Genomic DNA, 15,055 nt, shown 5'->3' with positions numbered 1-15,055 from the left:
CTTATGCCTTTTCGACCTTGACGAGGAACGACTTGAATTCCGGTGTCTGCGAATTCCCGTCGCCCACCGGGGGCGTCAGCGTATTGACGAGATAGCCCGGCCTCGCGACTCCCATGAAGCCCCAATGGAGCGGCAGCCCGACGGTCTGCACCTTCTTGCCATCGATCGTCAGCGGTTTGATTCGCTTCGTCACGACCGCGACGGCAACCAGGTGCCCGCGGTTCGAACTGACCTTGACCCGGTCGCCAGCCACCACGCCGATCTCCTTCGCGAGGTCTTCGCCAATTTCGACGAATTGCTCGGGCTGGATGATCGCGTTTAGATGCACGTGTTTGGTCCAGTAGTGGAAATGCTCGGTCAGACGATAGGTGGTTGCCGTGTGCGGGAAGTTCTCGTGTGTGCCGAAGGTGGCCTTGTCGTCCGGGAACACGCGCGCCGCCGGATTGCTGACGGCCAACTTGTTGTCCGGATACAGCGGGTTGTAGCCGAGCGGCGTTTCGAATGGCTCGTAGTGCTCGGGGAATGGCCCTTCCGCCATACCGTCTCGCGCGAAGAACCGAGCGACGCCTTCCGGATTCATGATGAACGGATTCATGCCGTTTTCGGGCGGCTCGTCGACCTTGAAGTCCGGGATGTCGGCGCCCGACCACGTGCTGCCGTTCCACGCGATCAGCTTGCGCGTCGGATCGAACGGCTTGCCGCTGAGGTCGCACGACGCACGGTTGTACAAAACCCGCCGGTTCACCGGCCATGCCCAGGCCCAGTTCAGCGTGTTGCCGATGCCGGTCGGGTCGGAGTTGTCGCGGCGGCCCATCTGGTTGCCCGCCTGGGTCCACGCGCCGCAGAAGATCCAGCAGCCGCTCGAGGTCGAGCCGTCGTCGCGTAGCAGCGCGAAGGTCGCGAGCTGCTCGCCCTTCTTCGCGAGCACCTTGGTCGGGTCCTTCGGATCGGTGACGTCCGCGAGCGCGCGGCCGTTGTACTCCATCGCGAGTTCTTCGGGCGTCGGGCTTTCCGGGTTCGCATACGGCCAGGTCATGTTCAGGATCGGATCGGGATACTTGCCGCCGTCCTTGCGATAAGCGTCGCGAATACGCAGCCACAGCCCCGCCATGATCTCGAGGTCGCTCTTCGCTTCGCCGGGACCGGCCGCGCCCTGCCAGTGCCACTGCAGCACCCGGCTCGAACTGACGAGCGAGCCGCGTTCCTCGGCGAAGCAGGTAGTCGGCAGACGGAACACCTCGGTCTGGATCGATCTGCTGTCGACGTCGTTGAACGGGCCGTGGTTCTTCCAGAACTCCGACGTTTCGGTCGCGAGCGGATCCATGATCACGAGCCACTTCAGCTTGGCCAGCGCCGCGCCGTTCTTCGCCTTGAACGGCGCGGCGGCAAGCGGGTTGAAGCCCTGCGCGATGTAGCCGGTCATCTTGCCCTGATTCATCAGCTCGAAGACCTGCAGCAGGTCGTAGGACTTGTCGAGCTTCGGCAGATAGTCGAAAGCGAAGTTGTTGTCGGCGGTCGCCTTGTCGCCCCACCACGATTTCATGAAGCTCACGTGGAACGCGCGATAGTTGCGCCAGTAGCTCAGCTGGTTCGGCCGCAGCGGCTGCGTGGCGCGCTTCGCGATGTAGGCGTTGAAGTCCTGCTCCGCTTCCATCGGCAGCGTCATGTAGCCCGGCAACAAGTTCGACATCAGGCCGAGGTCCGTCAGGCCCTGGATATTCGAGTGGCCGCGCAGCGCGTTCATGCCGCCGCCCGCGATGCCGATGTTGCCGAGCAGCAGCTGCACCATCGCGCCGGTGCGGATGATCTGCGAGCCGATCGAGTGATGCGTCCAGCCGAGCGCGTACATGATCGTGGCCGCGCGGTTCGGCACCGACGTCGACGCGAGCATCTCGCACACGTGCTGGAACTTCTCCTTCGGCACGCCGCAGATTTTCTCGACCTGCTCGGGCGTGTAGCGCGAGTAGTGCTGCTTCATCAGCTGATAGACGCAGCGCGGGTCCTGCAGCGTCGGGTCGACCTTGGCGAAACCGTCGCCGCCGCGCTCGTAATCCCACGAGGTCTTGTCGTAGCTGCGCGTGTCGGCGTGGTAGCCGGAAAACAGGCCGTCCTTGAACGCGAAATCCTCACGCACGATGAACGACATATCCGTGTAGTTCTTCACGTATTCGTGCTGGATCTTGTCGTTCGTCAGCAGGTAATTGATCACTCCGCCGAGGAACGCAATGTCCGTACCGGTGCGGATCTGCACGAAGTAGTCCGCGACCGACGCCGTACGCGTAAAGCGCGGGTCGACCACGATCAGGCGCGCCTTGCGGTGCGCCTTGGCTTCGGTGACCCACTTGAAACCGCATGGGTGGGCCTCGGCCGCATTGCCGCCCATCACGAGAATCACGTCCGCGTTTCTGATGTCGACCCAATGGTTCGTCATCGCTCCACGGCCAAACGTCGGGGCAAGACCTGCCACCGTCGGGCCATGTCAGACACGCGCCTGATTGTCGAATCCGAGCATGCCAAGACTGCGAACAGTCTTGTGCGTCAGATAACCCACCTCGTTGCTGCCGGCCGATGCCGCCAGCACGCCGGTAGTCAGCCAGCGGTTGACCTTTTTGCCGTCTTCGGTCGTCTCGACGAAGTTCGCGTCGCGGTCTTCCTTCATCAGCTTCGCGATGCGGTCGAGCGCGTCTTCCCACGAAATGCGCTTCCACTCGCTCGCCCCGGCCGCGCGGTACTCGGGATAGCGCAGACGGCTCGGGCTGTGGATGAAGTCGATCAGGCTCGCGCCCTTCGGGCACAGCGTGCCGCGATTGACAGGATGGTCGGAGTCGCCCTCGATATGGATGATGCTCGTTTTTGCATTCTTGGCATTGTCGCCAAGGCCGTACATCAGGATGCCGCAGCCCACCGAGCAGTACGGGCAGGTATTGCGGGTTTCGGTTGTACGCGACAATTTGTACTGACGGACTTCGGCCAGCGCGGGTGTCGGTGAGAAGCCCATCAGGGCCAGGCTCGATCCGGTAAGCGTCGTGGCAGAGACCTTCAGGAATTGTCGCCGGGTCATCTGTGTCATTGAATGCCCTCGGCTCTTTTGGAGACAAATTGATTATAGGTGCGGTTTCGCGATCTGCAGCGATAATGGGTTTGACAACTGTCAATGCAGAGGATTGTCCGCGACGCTAAGGAAATGGCTATCGCGTGAGAATGGGTTTCGAATGCGCGCGCCTGCCATTTGCATTTGCTTCTGCATTGGCGTTTTTAAGCGACCGTTGATTGTCGAGATAAACGGGTTCGGGACAAGGCGGTTTGCGCCCGCGCCGACGCTGCAGACTGCGAAAACAACCCTCATAATGCCGTCATTCGACGAACCCGAACTTCCGCTCCCATGACCCAACCCCAAGCAAGCCAGTCGCCCCGCCTCACGAGCCTGTCGCACGGCGGCGGCTGCGGCTGCAAGATCGCGCCCGGCCTGCTCGCCGATCTGCTCAAGCGCAGCGCCCCGCTGCCTTTCTTCCCCGACTTGCTGGTCGGCAACGACACCGCCGACGACGCCGCCGTCTACAAGCTCAACGAAGATCAGGCGATCGTCGCGACCACTGACTTCTTCATGCCGATCGTCGACGATCCGTTCGACTTTGGCCGCATCGCGGCGACCAACGCGATCTCCGACGTCTACGCGATGGGCGGCAAGCCGATCATGGCGCTCGCGATCGTCGGCATGCCGATCAACGTGCTGCCGCATGACGTGATCGCGGCCGTGCTGAAGGGCGGCGAATCGGTCTGCGCGGAAGCGGGCATCCCGGTCGCGGGCGGCCATTCGATCGATTCCGTCGAACCGATCTACGGCCTCGTCGCGCTTGGCATCGTCGATCCGAAGCGCGTCAAGCGCAACGCGGGCGGCAAGGCCGGCGACGTGCTGATTCTCGGCAAGCCGCTCGGCGTCGGCATTCTGTCCGCGGCACTGAAGAAAGACCGGCTCGACGAGGCCGGCTATGCGGCAATGATCGGCGCGACCACCAAGCTGAACCGGCCGGGCGCCGAACTGGCGCGACTCGACGGCGTGCATGCGCTGACCGACATCACCGGCTTCGGCCTGCTCGGTCACACGCTGGAACTCGCACGCGGCTCAAAGCTGACCGCGCGCGTGCGCTATGCGGACCTGCCGTGGCTGCCGAACGTCGCGAGTCTCGCCTCGGCCGGCATCTTCACCGGCGCATCGGGCCGGAACTGGGATGCTTACGGCCACGACGTCGTGCTGCCCGCGACGTTGCCGCCGGCCGGGCGCGCGTTGTTGACCGACCCGCAGACGTCGGGCGGGCTGCTGGTGTCGTGCGCGCCAGAAGCGGTCGACCAGGTGCTCGCCGTGTTCCGCGCCGACGGCTTCGCCGACGCGCGGGTGATCGGCGAGATGGTGAGCGGGGACGCGCGGGTCGAGGTCGTCTGAGAAGAGCGGTTCTGCGACGCACGAAAAAGCGCGGACAGGGACGCGGGAAAGCACGCGTCACCGCCTAAACGAGCCGCCCATGCGATAATTTCGGTCTTCCCGCGGTCCGTTTTGTCCCTACTCCCTTGAAAAGTCTTCTAGTCAGCCTCGACAAAGCCGGCGATTTCGATGAAATCGTCGACGTTCGCACTCCGCTCGAGTTCGCGGAAGACCATATTCCGGGCGCGACCAACGCGCCGGTGCTGAGCAACGAGGAACGCGTGCTGGTCGGCACGACGTACAAGCAGGTGTCGCCGTTCGAGGGCACACGGCTCGGTGCGGCGTTCGTCGCGCGCAACATTGCGCATCATCTGGAAACCACGTTCGCCGACCGGCCGCGCAACTGGCGCCCGCTGATCTACTGCTGGCGGGGCGGCAAGCGCTCAGGCTCGGTCACGACGCTATTCAACATGATCGGCTGGTCGGCGCGGCAACTCGACGGCGGCTACAAGAGCTACCGTCGCGCGACGGTGGAAAGGCTCGAAACGCTGCCGCGCCGCTTCAGCTATATCGCGCTCGTCGGCCCGACCGGCAGCGGCAAGACACGGCTGCTGTCGGCGCTGCATCAGGCCGGCGCGCAAACGCTCGACCTCGAGGCGCTCGCCTCGCATCGCGGCTCATTGCTCGGCGCGTATACGGGTGTGCCGCAGCCGTCGCAAAAGCGTTTCGACACACTGCTCGTCACCGCGCTGCGCGACTTCGATGTGAACCGGCCGGTGTTCGTCGAGGCGGAAAGCCGGCGCATCGGCTCGGTCACGCTGCCGCTCGCGCTGCTCGAAACGTTTCGTCGCGGCGCGTGCGTCGAGGTGCGCTCGAGCCGCGAGGATCGCGCAGCGTTTCTGCTGCAAGATTACGCGCATCTGTTCGATCATCCCGACTACCTGAAGGGACAGCTGGAACGGCTGATCGGCCTGCATAGCCGCGAGCGGGTCGCGGGCTGGCTGCGGCTCGTCGATGACAACCGGCGCGCCGAACTCGCGCGCGAACTGATCGAAGGGCATTACGATCCCGCATATGCGCGCAGCAGCGGTCAGCATTTCGAACATCTGCCGAACGCGCTGCAACTCGATTTCCGCCCGAACGACGCCGACGTCGTCGAGCAGGCGAAAACGCTGCTCGCGCAGCTCGATAGCCGCACGCTCGTCGTCGGCTGACCCACAACGACAATCAACCACCAACATGCAATCAACCCTTCGGCAACCCCGCGTCACGCTCGGCTGGATCGTGTTCCTGCTGATCGGCGTCGTCGGCCTCTTCTATGTGAAGTGGTTTCCGTACTACAACCGTGCGTTCGTCGCGGCGAGCCAGCACTCGATCGGCAAGTCGATCCTGATGGGCACGTCCGCGAGCGCGCCGGCAGCCTCGTGGCAGGCCGCGATCGACTACGCGCTGGCCTACGGCAAGGCGATCTGGCAGGCGATGGTGCTCGGCCTGCTGCTCGGCTCCGCGGTGCAAGCGCTGATTCCGCCGCAGTGGGTCGCGCGCGCGCTCGGCCGTGCCGACTTCAACAGCGTCGTCAAGGGCGGGCTGATGTCGTTGCCGGGCATGATGTGCACCTGCTGCGCTGCGCCGGTCGTCGCGGGCCTGCGCGCACGCGAAGCGGCGCCGGGCGCGGCGATTGCTTTCTGGCTCGGTAATACCGCGCTGAATCCCGCGACGCTGATCTTCATGGGCTTCGTGCTCGGCTGGCAGTGGATGGGCCTGCGGCTCGCGCTCGGCATCGTGATGGTGTTCGGCCTCGGCTACGTCGTGAACCGCATGGTCACGCCGCAGGAAGCGCAAGCGTCGCGGGAAGCCGTCGCGCAACTGGTCAGCGCCGACGATCCGGGCACCGCGTTCTCGCGCTGGATCACGATTCTCGGGCGCATGACGCTGCGGCTCGTGCCGGAATACATCGTGCTCGTGCTGATTCTAGGCGCGGCGCGCGCGTGGCTGTTTCCGCACATCGGCCCGGACGTCGACAACAGCCTGCTGTGGATCATCGCGCTGTCGATCGCCGGCACGCTGTTCGTGATTCCAACCGCGGGCGAAGTGCCGATCATTCAGGCGATGCTGTCGTTCGGCATGGCTGCCGGCCCCGCCGGCGCGCTGCTGATGACGCTGCCGCTCGTCAGTGTGCCGTCGCTCGCGATGCTCGCGCGGTCGTTTCCGCAGCGCGTGCTGACGGTGGTGGCCTGTGCGGTGGTGGTGTGCGGTGTCGTCAGTGGTTTGCTGGCCGTTGCGCTGGGCTTTTGAAGCGGTTTTTGAGTTTGAGTCGTAGAAGAAACAAGCATGAAACGCATTGCCGCATTCGCCGTAACGTGTTGGTCCGCCGCCGGGCTGCTGTACGTTGGACAGCACTCGGTGGCGCTGATCGCGCTATCCGGCATCGTGGCGCTCGCGGGCTTCGATCTGCTGCGACCGTGAACGTGGCGCTATTTTCTCTTCAGTGACGGCGCGCTTGCCCGTTACGTTCGCGGTAGCGTCCGCCCGCGCCTAACCGACCAACGCGTCGCGAATCGCCGCGAGCCACAACGCGACCGCATGCGCGCCTGGGTCGACATGACCAAGCGCGCGATCGCCGACATAGCTCGAACGCCCGCGCCGCGGATGCATCAATGCGGTGCGCGACGCGCCATCGCTTGCCGCATCGACGGCGGCTTGCAACGCGGCATCCGTCGATACCGCCTGAGCCAGCGCGTCGTGCAGCGCGTCGGCGGCGGGTTTCAGCGCATCGACCATCGTGCGATCGCCTGGCCCCGCGCCCCCCAGCTCCATCAATCCATCGACACCGGCGCTGAACGCCGTCCCATTGCAGCGCCATGGTCCCGCCCGACTGTTCGAGCGCGGCCGCCGCGCGCAGCAGCATCACCGCGTATAACGGACCCGACGTGCCGCCCATCACACGCCGCAGCGTCGCCGACAGGCCGCGCAACACCGCATCCGGCCCGGTTGCGCACGCGGATGAATCGAGCTCGATCTGCATCGCGCGGGCGCCGCGCGCGAGGCTGATGCCGAGGTCGCCGTCGCCGACACGCTGGTCCATTTCGGTCAACGTCGGCTCGGCTGCCAGCAGGCATTCGCAGACCGCTTCGATCGCGCGACGCAGCGTCGCGTCAGGTGCGAGCGTCGCGCCGCTCGCGCCGCGCGGCGTGGGTGGCGCCGCACGCACGGCGACCTGCGCGACGCGCCCGTCCAGCGCAGGCCATGCGCTCGTCCGTGAGACGCCGGCCATTTCGAGCGCACTCAGTCAGGAACGTGCCGGCCTACGCGCGCTCGACTTCGATGCCGCGCCCGCGAAGCTCCCGCAGCGCGGCGCCGGCCACCACGTTCAGTTCGCCCGACGGCGTGCCCCCCAGATTGTTGACGAGCAACGCGACGCGCTCGCCCGCCTGCAACGCGAGATCGTCGACGATCTTTGCGAGCAGCTTGCCGACGATCGCGTCGGCCGGCTCGAGCGCACCGCGCGCGATGCCGGGCTCGCCATGAATGCCGAGGCCCCATTCGATTTCGCCATCGCCCAGCTCGAAGCCCGGCTTGCCCGCGGCCGGCACCGTGCATGGCGTCATCGCGACGCCCATCGTGCCGAGCGACGCGGCGGCTTTCCGCGACGGCCCGCGTGATCGCCGCTCGCGCTCAGCGCGACGTCGTCGGCGACGATCATCATGTCGACGGGGATGTCCTCGGCGCGCGCGATTTCGGGCCCGAGGCCAAAGTTGAAACGGTCGCCCGTGTAGTTCTTGACGATCAGCAACGCGCCCGCGGGGCCGGTCACCGCGCGTATCGCGTCGAGCACGGCCTCGGCATCGGCGCGCAAGACGATCGTGCCGCCTGCAACAGCGAGAGTTGGGGATTGAGTGCGATGAGCCCGTCGAGCATATCGGGGACCACGGTGGACACATCGTTGATGAGCTTCTTCATTGCGTCAGCTTCATTGGATGCTGCCAGCAGCGCATGATCGAACGATTCGATGCGAACGGCAGCCGGGTCGGCGGCGAAAGCGGAAGACCTAACTGTACCGCGCATTGTCGAACGACGACGCGATAGCGAGAAGCGCGTACGAACGTGAGCAAGACTCAGCCGCAAGCGAACAACGAAAACGAAGGGGACGTGATGCCGAACGGCGAAAACTACGGGAACGACTGGATGGATTTGACTGGACCGTAGACGAAAGCGGAACCGCTTTCGTCTACGTCACAGATGCGTTGGTAGGCTCGATTGGATTCGAACCAACGACCCCCACCATGTCAAGGTGGTGCTCTAACCAACTGAGCTACGAGCCTTTAGAGGCGCGAATTATAGAGACTCATCGCGGACTGTACAAGCCCTTGCCGCGATTTATCAAAAAGCACACGTGTTGATCAGTTCGTCGCGGCCATTCGGTGTCCGGGTCCAATGGATAGACCGGCCGCATCACGTGCTCGAAGCTGAACATAGTCCGAACTCGTGACGCCGCGGCCATCGCATTCGACGAGCGCCGCCGCGATCGGCACGAAAACCGGCCGGCAATTCATGCGTGATTTGAGCGGCGGAAAACGCGCGCGGCGCGGATCGATGCCGACGCTCTCGAACACGCCGAGATCCCACGGCTCATGCATGCGCTCGGTCACGACGAGTATCACCGTGCCATCGTTTGTGAGCTGGTTGCCGATCGTGAGTGTGATCGTGCTACCGACACCCGAGGCCGCCAACGCCGCGACCGCCTGCGGGTCGCACAACGGCACGCTGACAATGCCTTCGAGGCCCTGAGTTGGCCTCGGCCAGAATGCGCAGCACCTCCGGCCCTAGCCGCACGCCGTCATCACCGTCGAATTTGTCGCCGGTCGGCTGCGTGTCGATGTGGCTGTCCGTCATTACGGTCGGTTAATCGACTCGTAGCCCCGCCCGCCGCGCTGAGATATTGCTGATCGCGTCGGTCCACAAATCGGCGGTCGCCGACATAACGTCGCGTGAATGAGCTTGCATCGATGCTTCCGCGGGTCGAAGACAGCTGGATGGCGCTTGCCGGCGGGGACTTGCTCAGTTCGGCGCCCTCGTCGCCGTTGTTTCAATTGTGATGATAGAGAAGTTTTGGCCGAGGCAGATGGCAGGATGCGCGCGCGGTGGCAATGCGGCGACGACTTTCGGTGAGTAAGCATAGGAGGGAAAGCCGCTGGATCGTCGGAACCGGACGGCTCACCGGGCGACGTACGCACATCGAGACGTGCCGACAATCTGCGGGAAAATGGCCGGCAGCAAACGTTTCCGTCCACGGAAGCGGGCAAAGCGCAATGAAGGCTCAACCTTTTGCGAAGCGCGCCGTTATTGCATGTGCTCAGGCAAACCCCTCGGATCTCCATGGCACAACCGATTCCTTTCCGCAACAGTGGCGCCGCCCGCGCGCGGCATGTCAAGGCCATGCTGTTGCCTATCGCACGCCAGATCGCCGACGATCTCGCGTTGCGAGTTCATCTGTCGCTCGATGCGCTGCGCCGCGGCGTCGGCACGAAGAGCGACGCACAGACTCTCACGCAGATCATGCTGCTGACCAGTTACCTGGCCGATGCTGGCTTCGGCCCGATGAGCGATGAAGAGCTCCACGCCGCGGACCGGGCCTCGGCGATGGTGTTCGACGCAGGCCGGGAACGCAACGAATGGAAGCTGGACGAGGCGGGGTTCGAACTCTTTGCATCGATCGCAACGAGTTACGACCGGCAACTGCATCGCGCTCCGCTTTGGGCGATTACGGAGGCCAGTGAAAGACTTGACCGCTTTATCGCAGGTGTGAGGTTGACCCGGTTCGACGGATAGATTTGCAGTTGAGTTTTAGTACTACAGCCGTAGATACGCCGGAGGCACGCCACCGCGTCGCCGGTAGTGACATTGCTGGGCGCGGTATTGATGTCGACGCCGCCACATTGACCACGACATCACATGCTCAACGGAGTGGAGCGTTCGCCATATCAGTCGACACAGTAGCCGGCGGATCTCCTGAACGCTGAACGGCAGTGAACCTTCAGCTGTTTTTTTTGGCCTGTGCCCTCAGGGCAGCAAGCACCGCGTGCGCCAGCAATGCCAGTGTGATGTGACGGTACCAGCCCTGCCAGCGACGAATCTCGTATTGATCGAGGCCGCATTCGCCCTTGGCCGCCTCGAATCCGACTTCGATTTCCCATCGCCTGCCGGCGACGTTGACCAGCGTCTGACGGGTAACCTTGCTGCGGGGCGCATAGACGACGTAATACGCGTGCTCGCGGGTCTCATCGCGACTGCGCCGCACCAGCAGGTAGTGGCCAAAGCGACGTTCTTCGGCGCCCAGTTGCAGGCGCCATAACGGCGTGAGTGCCCAGTCATACAGACGCTCGCCTTTTGCGCCGATTCCTGCTGAGAGGCGGCGCCAGGCCTGCGGAGGCAAGGCTTGCGCAATCTTGTCGGCACGTATCGAGGTCGGGCCTTGCCACCACAGCGGTTCGTTCTTTTTGACCGCCAGCACAAATGGTTGCGTGCGCGACTCAAGCCACAGCCGCAGGGGACGGTCACCGCCGTACACCTCGTCGCCGGTGACCCAGCCACAGGGCACTCCCGCATCCAGCGTCCGTTCCAGTATCCGGCGCGCAAGTTGGGGCTTTGTTGCGAATTCCACGGTGTCGGGCACGCCCGCCGCCCGGCAGCGACTGCGATCATCGATCCAGCCCTGCGGCATGTACAGTTCCCGGTCGATAAATGCGCTACCTCCGTTGCCGGCGTAGCACAGAAACACACCAATCTGGCTGTTCTCGATGCGGCCTGCCGTGCCGCTGTACTGGCGCTGCACACCGGCGGAATACTCGCCCTTCTTGAGGAAGCCCGTCTCATCCACAATGAGTACCGCCTCACGCTCGCCGAGTTGCTCAACGACGTATTCGCGCAGTATGTCCCGCGCCGCGTCGGCATCCCACTGCGCCCTTTCGAGAAGGTGCTGCACACCATCGGGCGTGGCTTCGCCAATCCATTCTGCGAGCTGCCAGCCGTTCTTGCGTTCGACTGTACCCAGCAGACCCTTTAGATAAGCCAGCGAACGCTGTCGCGGCTCGGCGCGCCTGAACAGGCCAGCCAGTCTTTCATGCAACAGATCGATTTCATGTTCCCACGCTTTCGCGATCTCTTTCATAGTCCTATACAGAGTAGTAATACTAACTTAGTATAGGAAAAAATAACTACGGCTGTAGTGTTAGAAGCTGTTGCGAAATTAAGTTTCGAGGCTGTAATGAGATGGCCAGCTCGGCCCTCAGGGAGGCATACGCTTGAAGGGTTTCTTTCACGGAGGCCATCATGAACGACGTAACGCTGGTTGGAGTCGATCTCGGTAAATATACCTTCCACCTGCACGGTCAAGACAGGAGCGGGCACGCGGTCTTTCGCAAGAAGATGACACGCAAGCAACTGCTAACGTTCTTCAGCAACTTCCCGCGCTGCACCATTGTCATGGAGGCCTGTGCAGGCGCTCACTACATGGCGCGCAGATTGTCCGCGTTCGGGCACGAAGCCAAACTGATTTCGCCTCACTATGTGAAGCCGTTCGTCAAGGGTAACAAGAACGACTTTATTGACGCGGAAGCAATCTGTGAAGCAGCATCGCGACCGTCAATGCGCTTTGTCACACCAAAGTCCGAAGTGCAGCAAGCCCTGTCGGCCCTGCATCGCGTTCGCGAGGCGCTGGTCAAGCAGCGCACAGCCACGATTAACCAGATTCACGGATTTTTGCTGGAGTTCGGCATCAGTCTTCCGGTTGGACGCGATGCGATCAAACGTCTGCCCGCACTTATCGCCGAATATTCGCTGCCGCGCCCGTTTGTTAGCGTTCTTGAGCGCCTGCATGGCCATTTCAAATACCTGGACCAACAGGTTCTGGAGATTGAGAAGGAATTGCAAATCCAACTGCTTCAAGACGAACGTGGGCAACGTCTGCTGACAATTCCAGGCGTCGGCCCGATTACCGCCAGTGTGCTAGCCGCCGAACTCGGTGATGCCCGACAATTCAGATGCAGCCGCGACTTTGCGGCATCGATCGGTCTAGTCCCGCGCCAATACAGCACGGGAGGAAAATCTAATCTGCTAGGCATCAGCAAGTCAGTATGACTTATATGGACGCCTCCCTTTTTGCGAAGGTTTTTCGTATGCATGACTTGATGTGGCGTTTGCTGCTTTATATCCGGCCTGTTGCAGCCAATCATTCGGCTGCGGGCCCCGATGAAATCCGCTGACTCCCACCTCATTTCCGTGTCGAGCTCAAGGCTCTTCGTCATACCCAGGTTTAGGGAGTCCCGGTCCGACCTATCTTGTCATTGCACGCGATTGCCAACGCAACCTGTGAACGTGCCACCTGTGAGAACAGCTCCTGGGCACCGCAAACTCTTTAAAGCGGTTTCGAGCTCGTGTACTCCCTCCCGTACTGCCTGTCGTGGGCGAGAAGTGCCCAGATGGTTCTTGCGATCTTGTTGGCTAGCGCCACGATTACCACGTTGAACGGTCGGCGTTTGCCGAGCTGCTCGACCCATGCGCCGGCCTTGTCTGGATGTCGCAGCACACTACGGGCGCCGTGGATCAGCAGCGTTCGCACGTAGGTGTCGCCTCTCTTGCTGATACCGAGCAGTTGAACCTTGCCCCCAGAGCCCGTTTGTTTGGGCACCAGGCCGAGCCAGGCAGCGAATTCCCGACCGGAGCGAAAGGCCTTCGCGTCGCCCATGGTCACGACAGCCGCCGTGGCGCTCAACAAGCCGACGCCCGGTATGGCCGCGATTGCCTGGCATGCGACGTCGTCTTTCATCCATGCCTGCAGGCGTTGTTCGATCCCGGCAATTTGCCGGTCCAGCCCCGTCAGACCACTCCACTGTTCCCGCATCGTATCGATCAGCATGGTAGGCAAACGGTCCGACAGCTTTGCCAGAATTCCCGGTATAGCCTTGTCCAAAGCCTCGCGGCTCTTGCCCATCACTTCGCCGTACTCGGCCAGCAGGCCTCGCAGACTGTTGATCTGCATCGTGCGGAACTTCACCAGTTGCTGCCGCATGCGGTGCAGTGCCAGCACGGCCTGCTGCGTTTCTGTCTTGACCGCGACCGGCTTGCTGGGTATCTGTGTGGCCATCCAGATGGCGCGCGCATCCGCTGGATCGTTCTTGTTGCCGATGTTGAACGCCTTGACGAACTTCGGCGGCATCAGCTTCACCTGGTGACCCATCTTCGTGAACTGGCGTGCCCAATGCTGCGCACCGCCACACGCCTCCATACCGATCAGGCAAGGTTCCCGGTTCGCGAAGTAGTCGAGAAACCTGTCTCGCCTGACTGCCTTTTTGATAACTTCACCTGTGTGCGGGTCGACCCAGTGCACCTGAAAGACGCTTTTGGCAATGTCGACGCCTACGGCCGTATGGTTCATGGCAGACCTCCTCCGGTTGGCTCTGAAGACCTCAATGATCTTCCGTTCCGACCGTACCGATACGGTCGGTCCGTGAGTGAGTATGTGTGTCTGTTCATCGCTTCCACCACTCGTGGGGTGGGAGGCGTCCATTCCATTTCCGTTCGGCAAGGCTGGCCGCCGAGGGGAATTAAGCGCGGGTTAGCATTGCTGCCAGAGCCGCATTGAGTGGGGATGGAGCCACCGCTCAACGGTCTGTTCCGACACGGAGGCCAGCGTGGAAAACGATAGCACGTTGTACGTAGGACTGGATGTCCATAAGGATTCGATCACGGTTGCGTACGCGATCGGCATGAGCGAAGTTGAACTGTTTGGCAAGGTCGGCACCATGCATATTGATATCGACCGGTTGTGCAAGAAGTTGCAAACAAAGGCGCGGCACATCTGCTTTGTCTATGAAGCGGGGCCCTGCGGATATGGGTTGTACAGGAGGCTGGTCGATAAAGGCTTCGACTGCATGGTCTGCGCACCGTCACTCATTCCACGGAAACCGGGAGATCGCGTCAAAACAGACCGTCGCGACGCGATCAAGCTAGTGCGTTCGCTACGCGCCGGCGACCTCTCGGCCGTACATGTGCCATCGATTGAAGACGAAGCGTTCCGAGACCTGGCACGCGCCTGGTCGGCTGCCAGGGAAGATCTGAAGGCCGCACGCTGCAGGCTCAAATCGTTTCTGCTTGCCCACGGCATTCATTACCTTGGTCACCCCAACTGGGGGCCCACCCACCGACGCTGGATAAGTACGTTCTCGTTCGACAGCGCATGGCAACAACTGGCGTTCAATGAACACCGGCGCACGATCGAAGACCGGCTCGCGCAATGTGAAAGGCTGGAACTGGCATTGCGTGAATCTGTCACCAGCTGGCTGGTTTTACCCGGTCGTACTCGCGTTGCAGGCTATGCGCGGGATTAACGAGCTAACGTCAAGAGTGGTGTATGGGCAACTTGAAGGCAGGCGCTTTCAGGCGGCGAGTTTCTGCTGAACCGGTTGATCGTCTTTCACCTGTTCGCCGTCCTTGAAGGCAATGCCCTCCAACAGCAGCTTGATCTGTGCAGGGCCGTTGATACGGCGCCAGGTTTTCTCGGCTTCCTCGATCAGCTTGAATGCCAGACCCAGGAAGGTCGCTCGCGACACGCAGTTGCGCGTACGCGTGGTGCGGTGG

Annotated in this window: 8 protein-coding genes, 1 tRNA gene and 8 pseudogenes; 7 read left to right on the top strand and 10 right to left on the bottom strand. The window is 62.5% G+C overall.

The features are described from left to right. Window position 1: 1 nt before the first annotated feature. Entirely contained in the window at window positions 2-3,070 is a 3,069-nt protein-coding gene (fdnG, locus tag F6X42_RS36125; protein WP_187638721.1) for a formate dehydrogenase-N subunit alpha, read from the bottom strand. 312 nt (window positions 3,071-3,382) lie between these two features. Between fdnG and selD the strand changes: the two genes are divergently transcribed. The 4 genes from selD (at window position 3,383) to F6X42_RS45410 (ending at window position 6,886) form a co-directional block, all read left to right on the top strand. Beyond that, complete coding sequence (gene selD, locus F6X42_RS36120) at window positions 3,383-4,441, top strand: selenide, water dikinase SelD (protein WP_187638720.1); 1,059 nt, start codon at window positions 3,383-3,385, stop codon at window positions 4,439-4,441. 125 nt (window positions 4,442-4,566) lie between these two features. Next, window positions 4,567-5,634 carry a tRNA 2-selenouridine(34) synthase MnmH gene (gene mnmH, locus F6X42_RS36115; RefSeq protein ID WP_187638719.1) on the top strand — a complete coding sequence of 356 codons (1,068 nt, stop codon included), beginning with the start codon at window positions 4,567-4,569 and terminating at the stop codon, window positions 5,632-5,634. Window positions 5,635-5,659: 25 nt separating this feature from the next. Next, entirely contained in the window at window positions 5,660-6,715 is a 1,056-nt protein-coding gene (locus F6X42_RS36110; protein WP_187638718.1) for a permease, read from the top strand. 36 nt (window positions 6,716-6,751) lie between these two features. Further along, window positions 6,752-6,886, top strand: coding sequence for a hypothetical protein (locus tag F6X42_RS45410; protein ID WP_281394082.1), 135 nt, complete (start codon window positions 6,752-6,754; stop codon window positions 6,884-6,886). A 69-nt stretch (window positions 6,887-6,955) separates the two neighbouring features. On the opposite strand, the pseudogene F6X42_RS45405 reads toward F6X42_RS45410, so the two are convergent. The 6 genes and pseudogenes from F6X42_RS45405 to F6X42_RS46495 form a co-directional block, all read right to left on the bottom strand. After that, a pseudogene (locus tag F6X42_RS45405) lies at window positions 6,956-7,255 on the bottom strand (DAK2 domain-containing protein); the annotation flags it as partial. Between the two features lie 94 nt (window positions 7,256-7,349). Further along, a pseudogene (locus F6X42_RS45400) lies at window positions 7,350-7,445 on the bottom strand (hypothetical protein); the annotation flags it as partial. Between the two features lie 280 nt (window positions 7,446-7,725). Next, window positions 7,726-8,234: pseudogene (locus F6X42_RS44600) on the bottom strand (dihydroxyacetone kinase subunit DhaK). Window positions 8,235-8,665: 431 nt separating this feature from the next. Then, a tRNA-Val gene (locus tag F6X42_RS36100) sits at window positions 8,666-8,742 on the bottom strand. A gap of 23 nt (window positions 8,743-8,765) precedes the next feature. Continuing rightward, window positions 8,766-9,207: pseudogene (locus F6X42_RS36095) on the bottom strand (MlrC C-terminal domain-containing protein); the annotation flags it as partial. Between the two features lies 1 nt (window position 9,208). Next, window positions 9,209-9,373, bottom strand: a pseudogene (locus F6X42_RS46495) (Zn-dependent hydrolase); the annotation flags it as partial. 423 nt (window positions 9,374-9,796) lie between these two features. Between F6X42_RS46495 and F6X42_RS36090 the strand changes: the two are divergent. Then, complete coding sequence (locus F6X42_RS36090; protein WP_187638734.1) at window positions 9,797-10,249, top strand: hypothetical protein; 453 nt, start codon at window positions 9,797-9,799, stop codon at window positions 10,247-10,249. Window positions 10,250-10,454: 205 nt separating this feature from the next. Here F6X42_RS36090 and F6X42_RS36085 read toward each other — a convergent pair whose 3' ends face one another. After that, complete coding sequence (locus F6X42_RS36085; RefSeq protein ID WP_187638717.1) at window positions 10,455-11,588, bottom strand: IS701 family transposase; 1,134 nt, start codon at window positions 11,586-11,588, stop codon at window positions 10,455-10,457. Window positions 11,589-11,749: 161 nt separating this feature from the next. Here F6X42_RS36085 and F6X42_RS36080 point away from each other — a divergent pair. Continuing rightward, a pseudogene (locus F6X42_RS36080) lies at window positions 11,750-12,547 on the top strand (IS110 family RNA-guided transposase); the annotation flags it as partial. 286 nt (window positions 12,548-12,833) lie between these two features. Here the strand turns inward: F6X42_RS36080 and F6X42_RS36075 are convergent. Further along, complete coding sequence (locus F6X42_RS36075; protein WP_187638716.1) at window positions 12,834-13,853, bottom strand: IS110 family RNA-guided transposase; 1,020 nt, start codon at window positions 13,851-13,853, stop codon at window positions 12,834-12,836. 256 nt (window positions 13,854-14,109) lie between these two features. Between F6X42_RS36075 and F6X42_RS36070 the strand changes: the two are divergent. Further along, window positions 14,110-14,818 (top strand): annotated as a pseudogene (locus tag F6X42_RS36070) (IS110 family transposase); the annotation flags it as partial. Between the two features lie 35 nt (window positions 14,819-14,853). On the opposite strand, the pseudogene F6X42_RS36065 reads toward F6X42_RS36070, so the two are convergent. Next, a pseudogene (locus tag F6X42_RS36065) lies at window positions 14,854-15,055 on the bottom strand (IS256 family transposase); the annotation flags it as partial.

The organism is Paraburkholderia podalyriae, from assembly GCF_014397785.1.
Lineage (GTDB): Bacteria > Pseudomonadota > Gammaproteobacteria > Burkholderiales > Burkholderiaceae > Paraburkholderia > Paraburkholderia podalyriae.
Note: the sequence above shows the minus strand (reverse complement) of the source record. Positions and strands in the feature narration are given on the sequence as shown.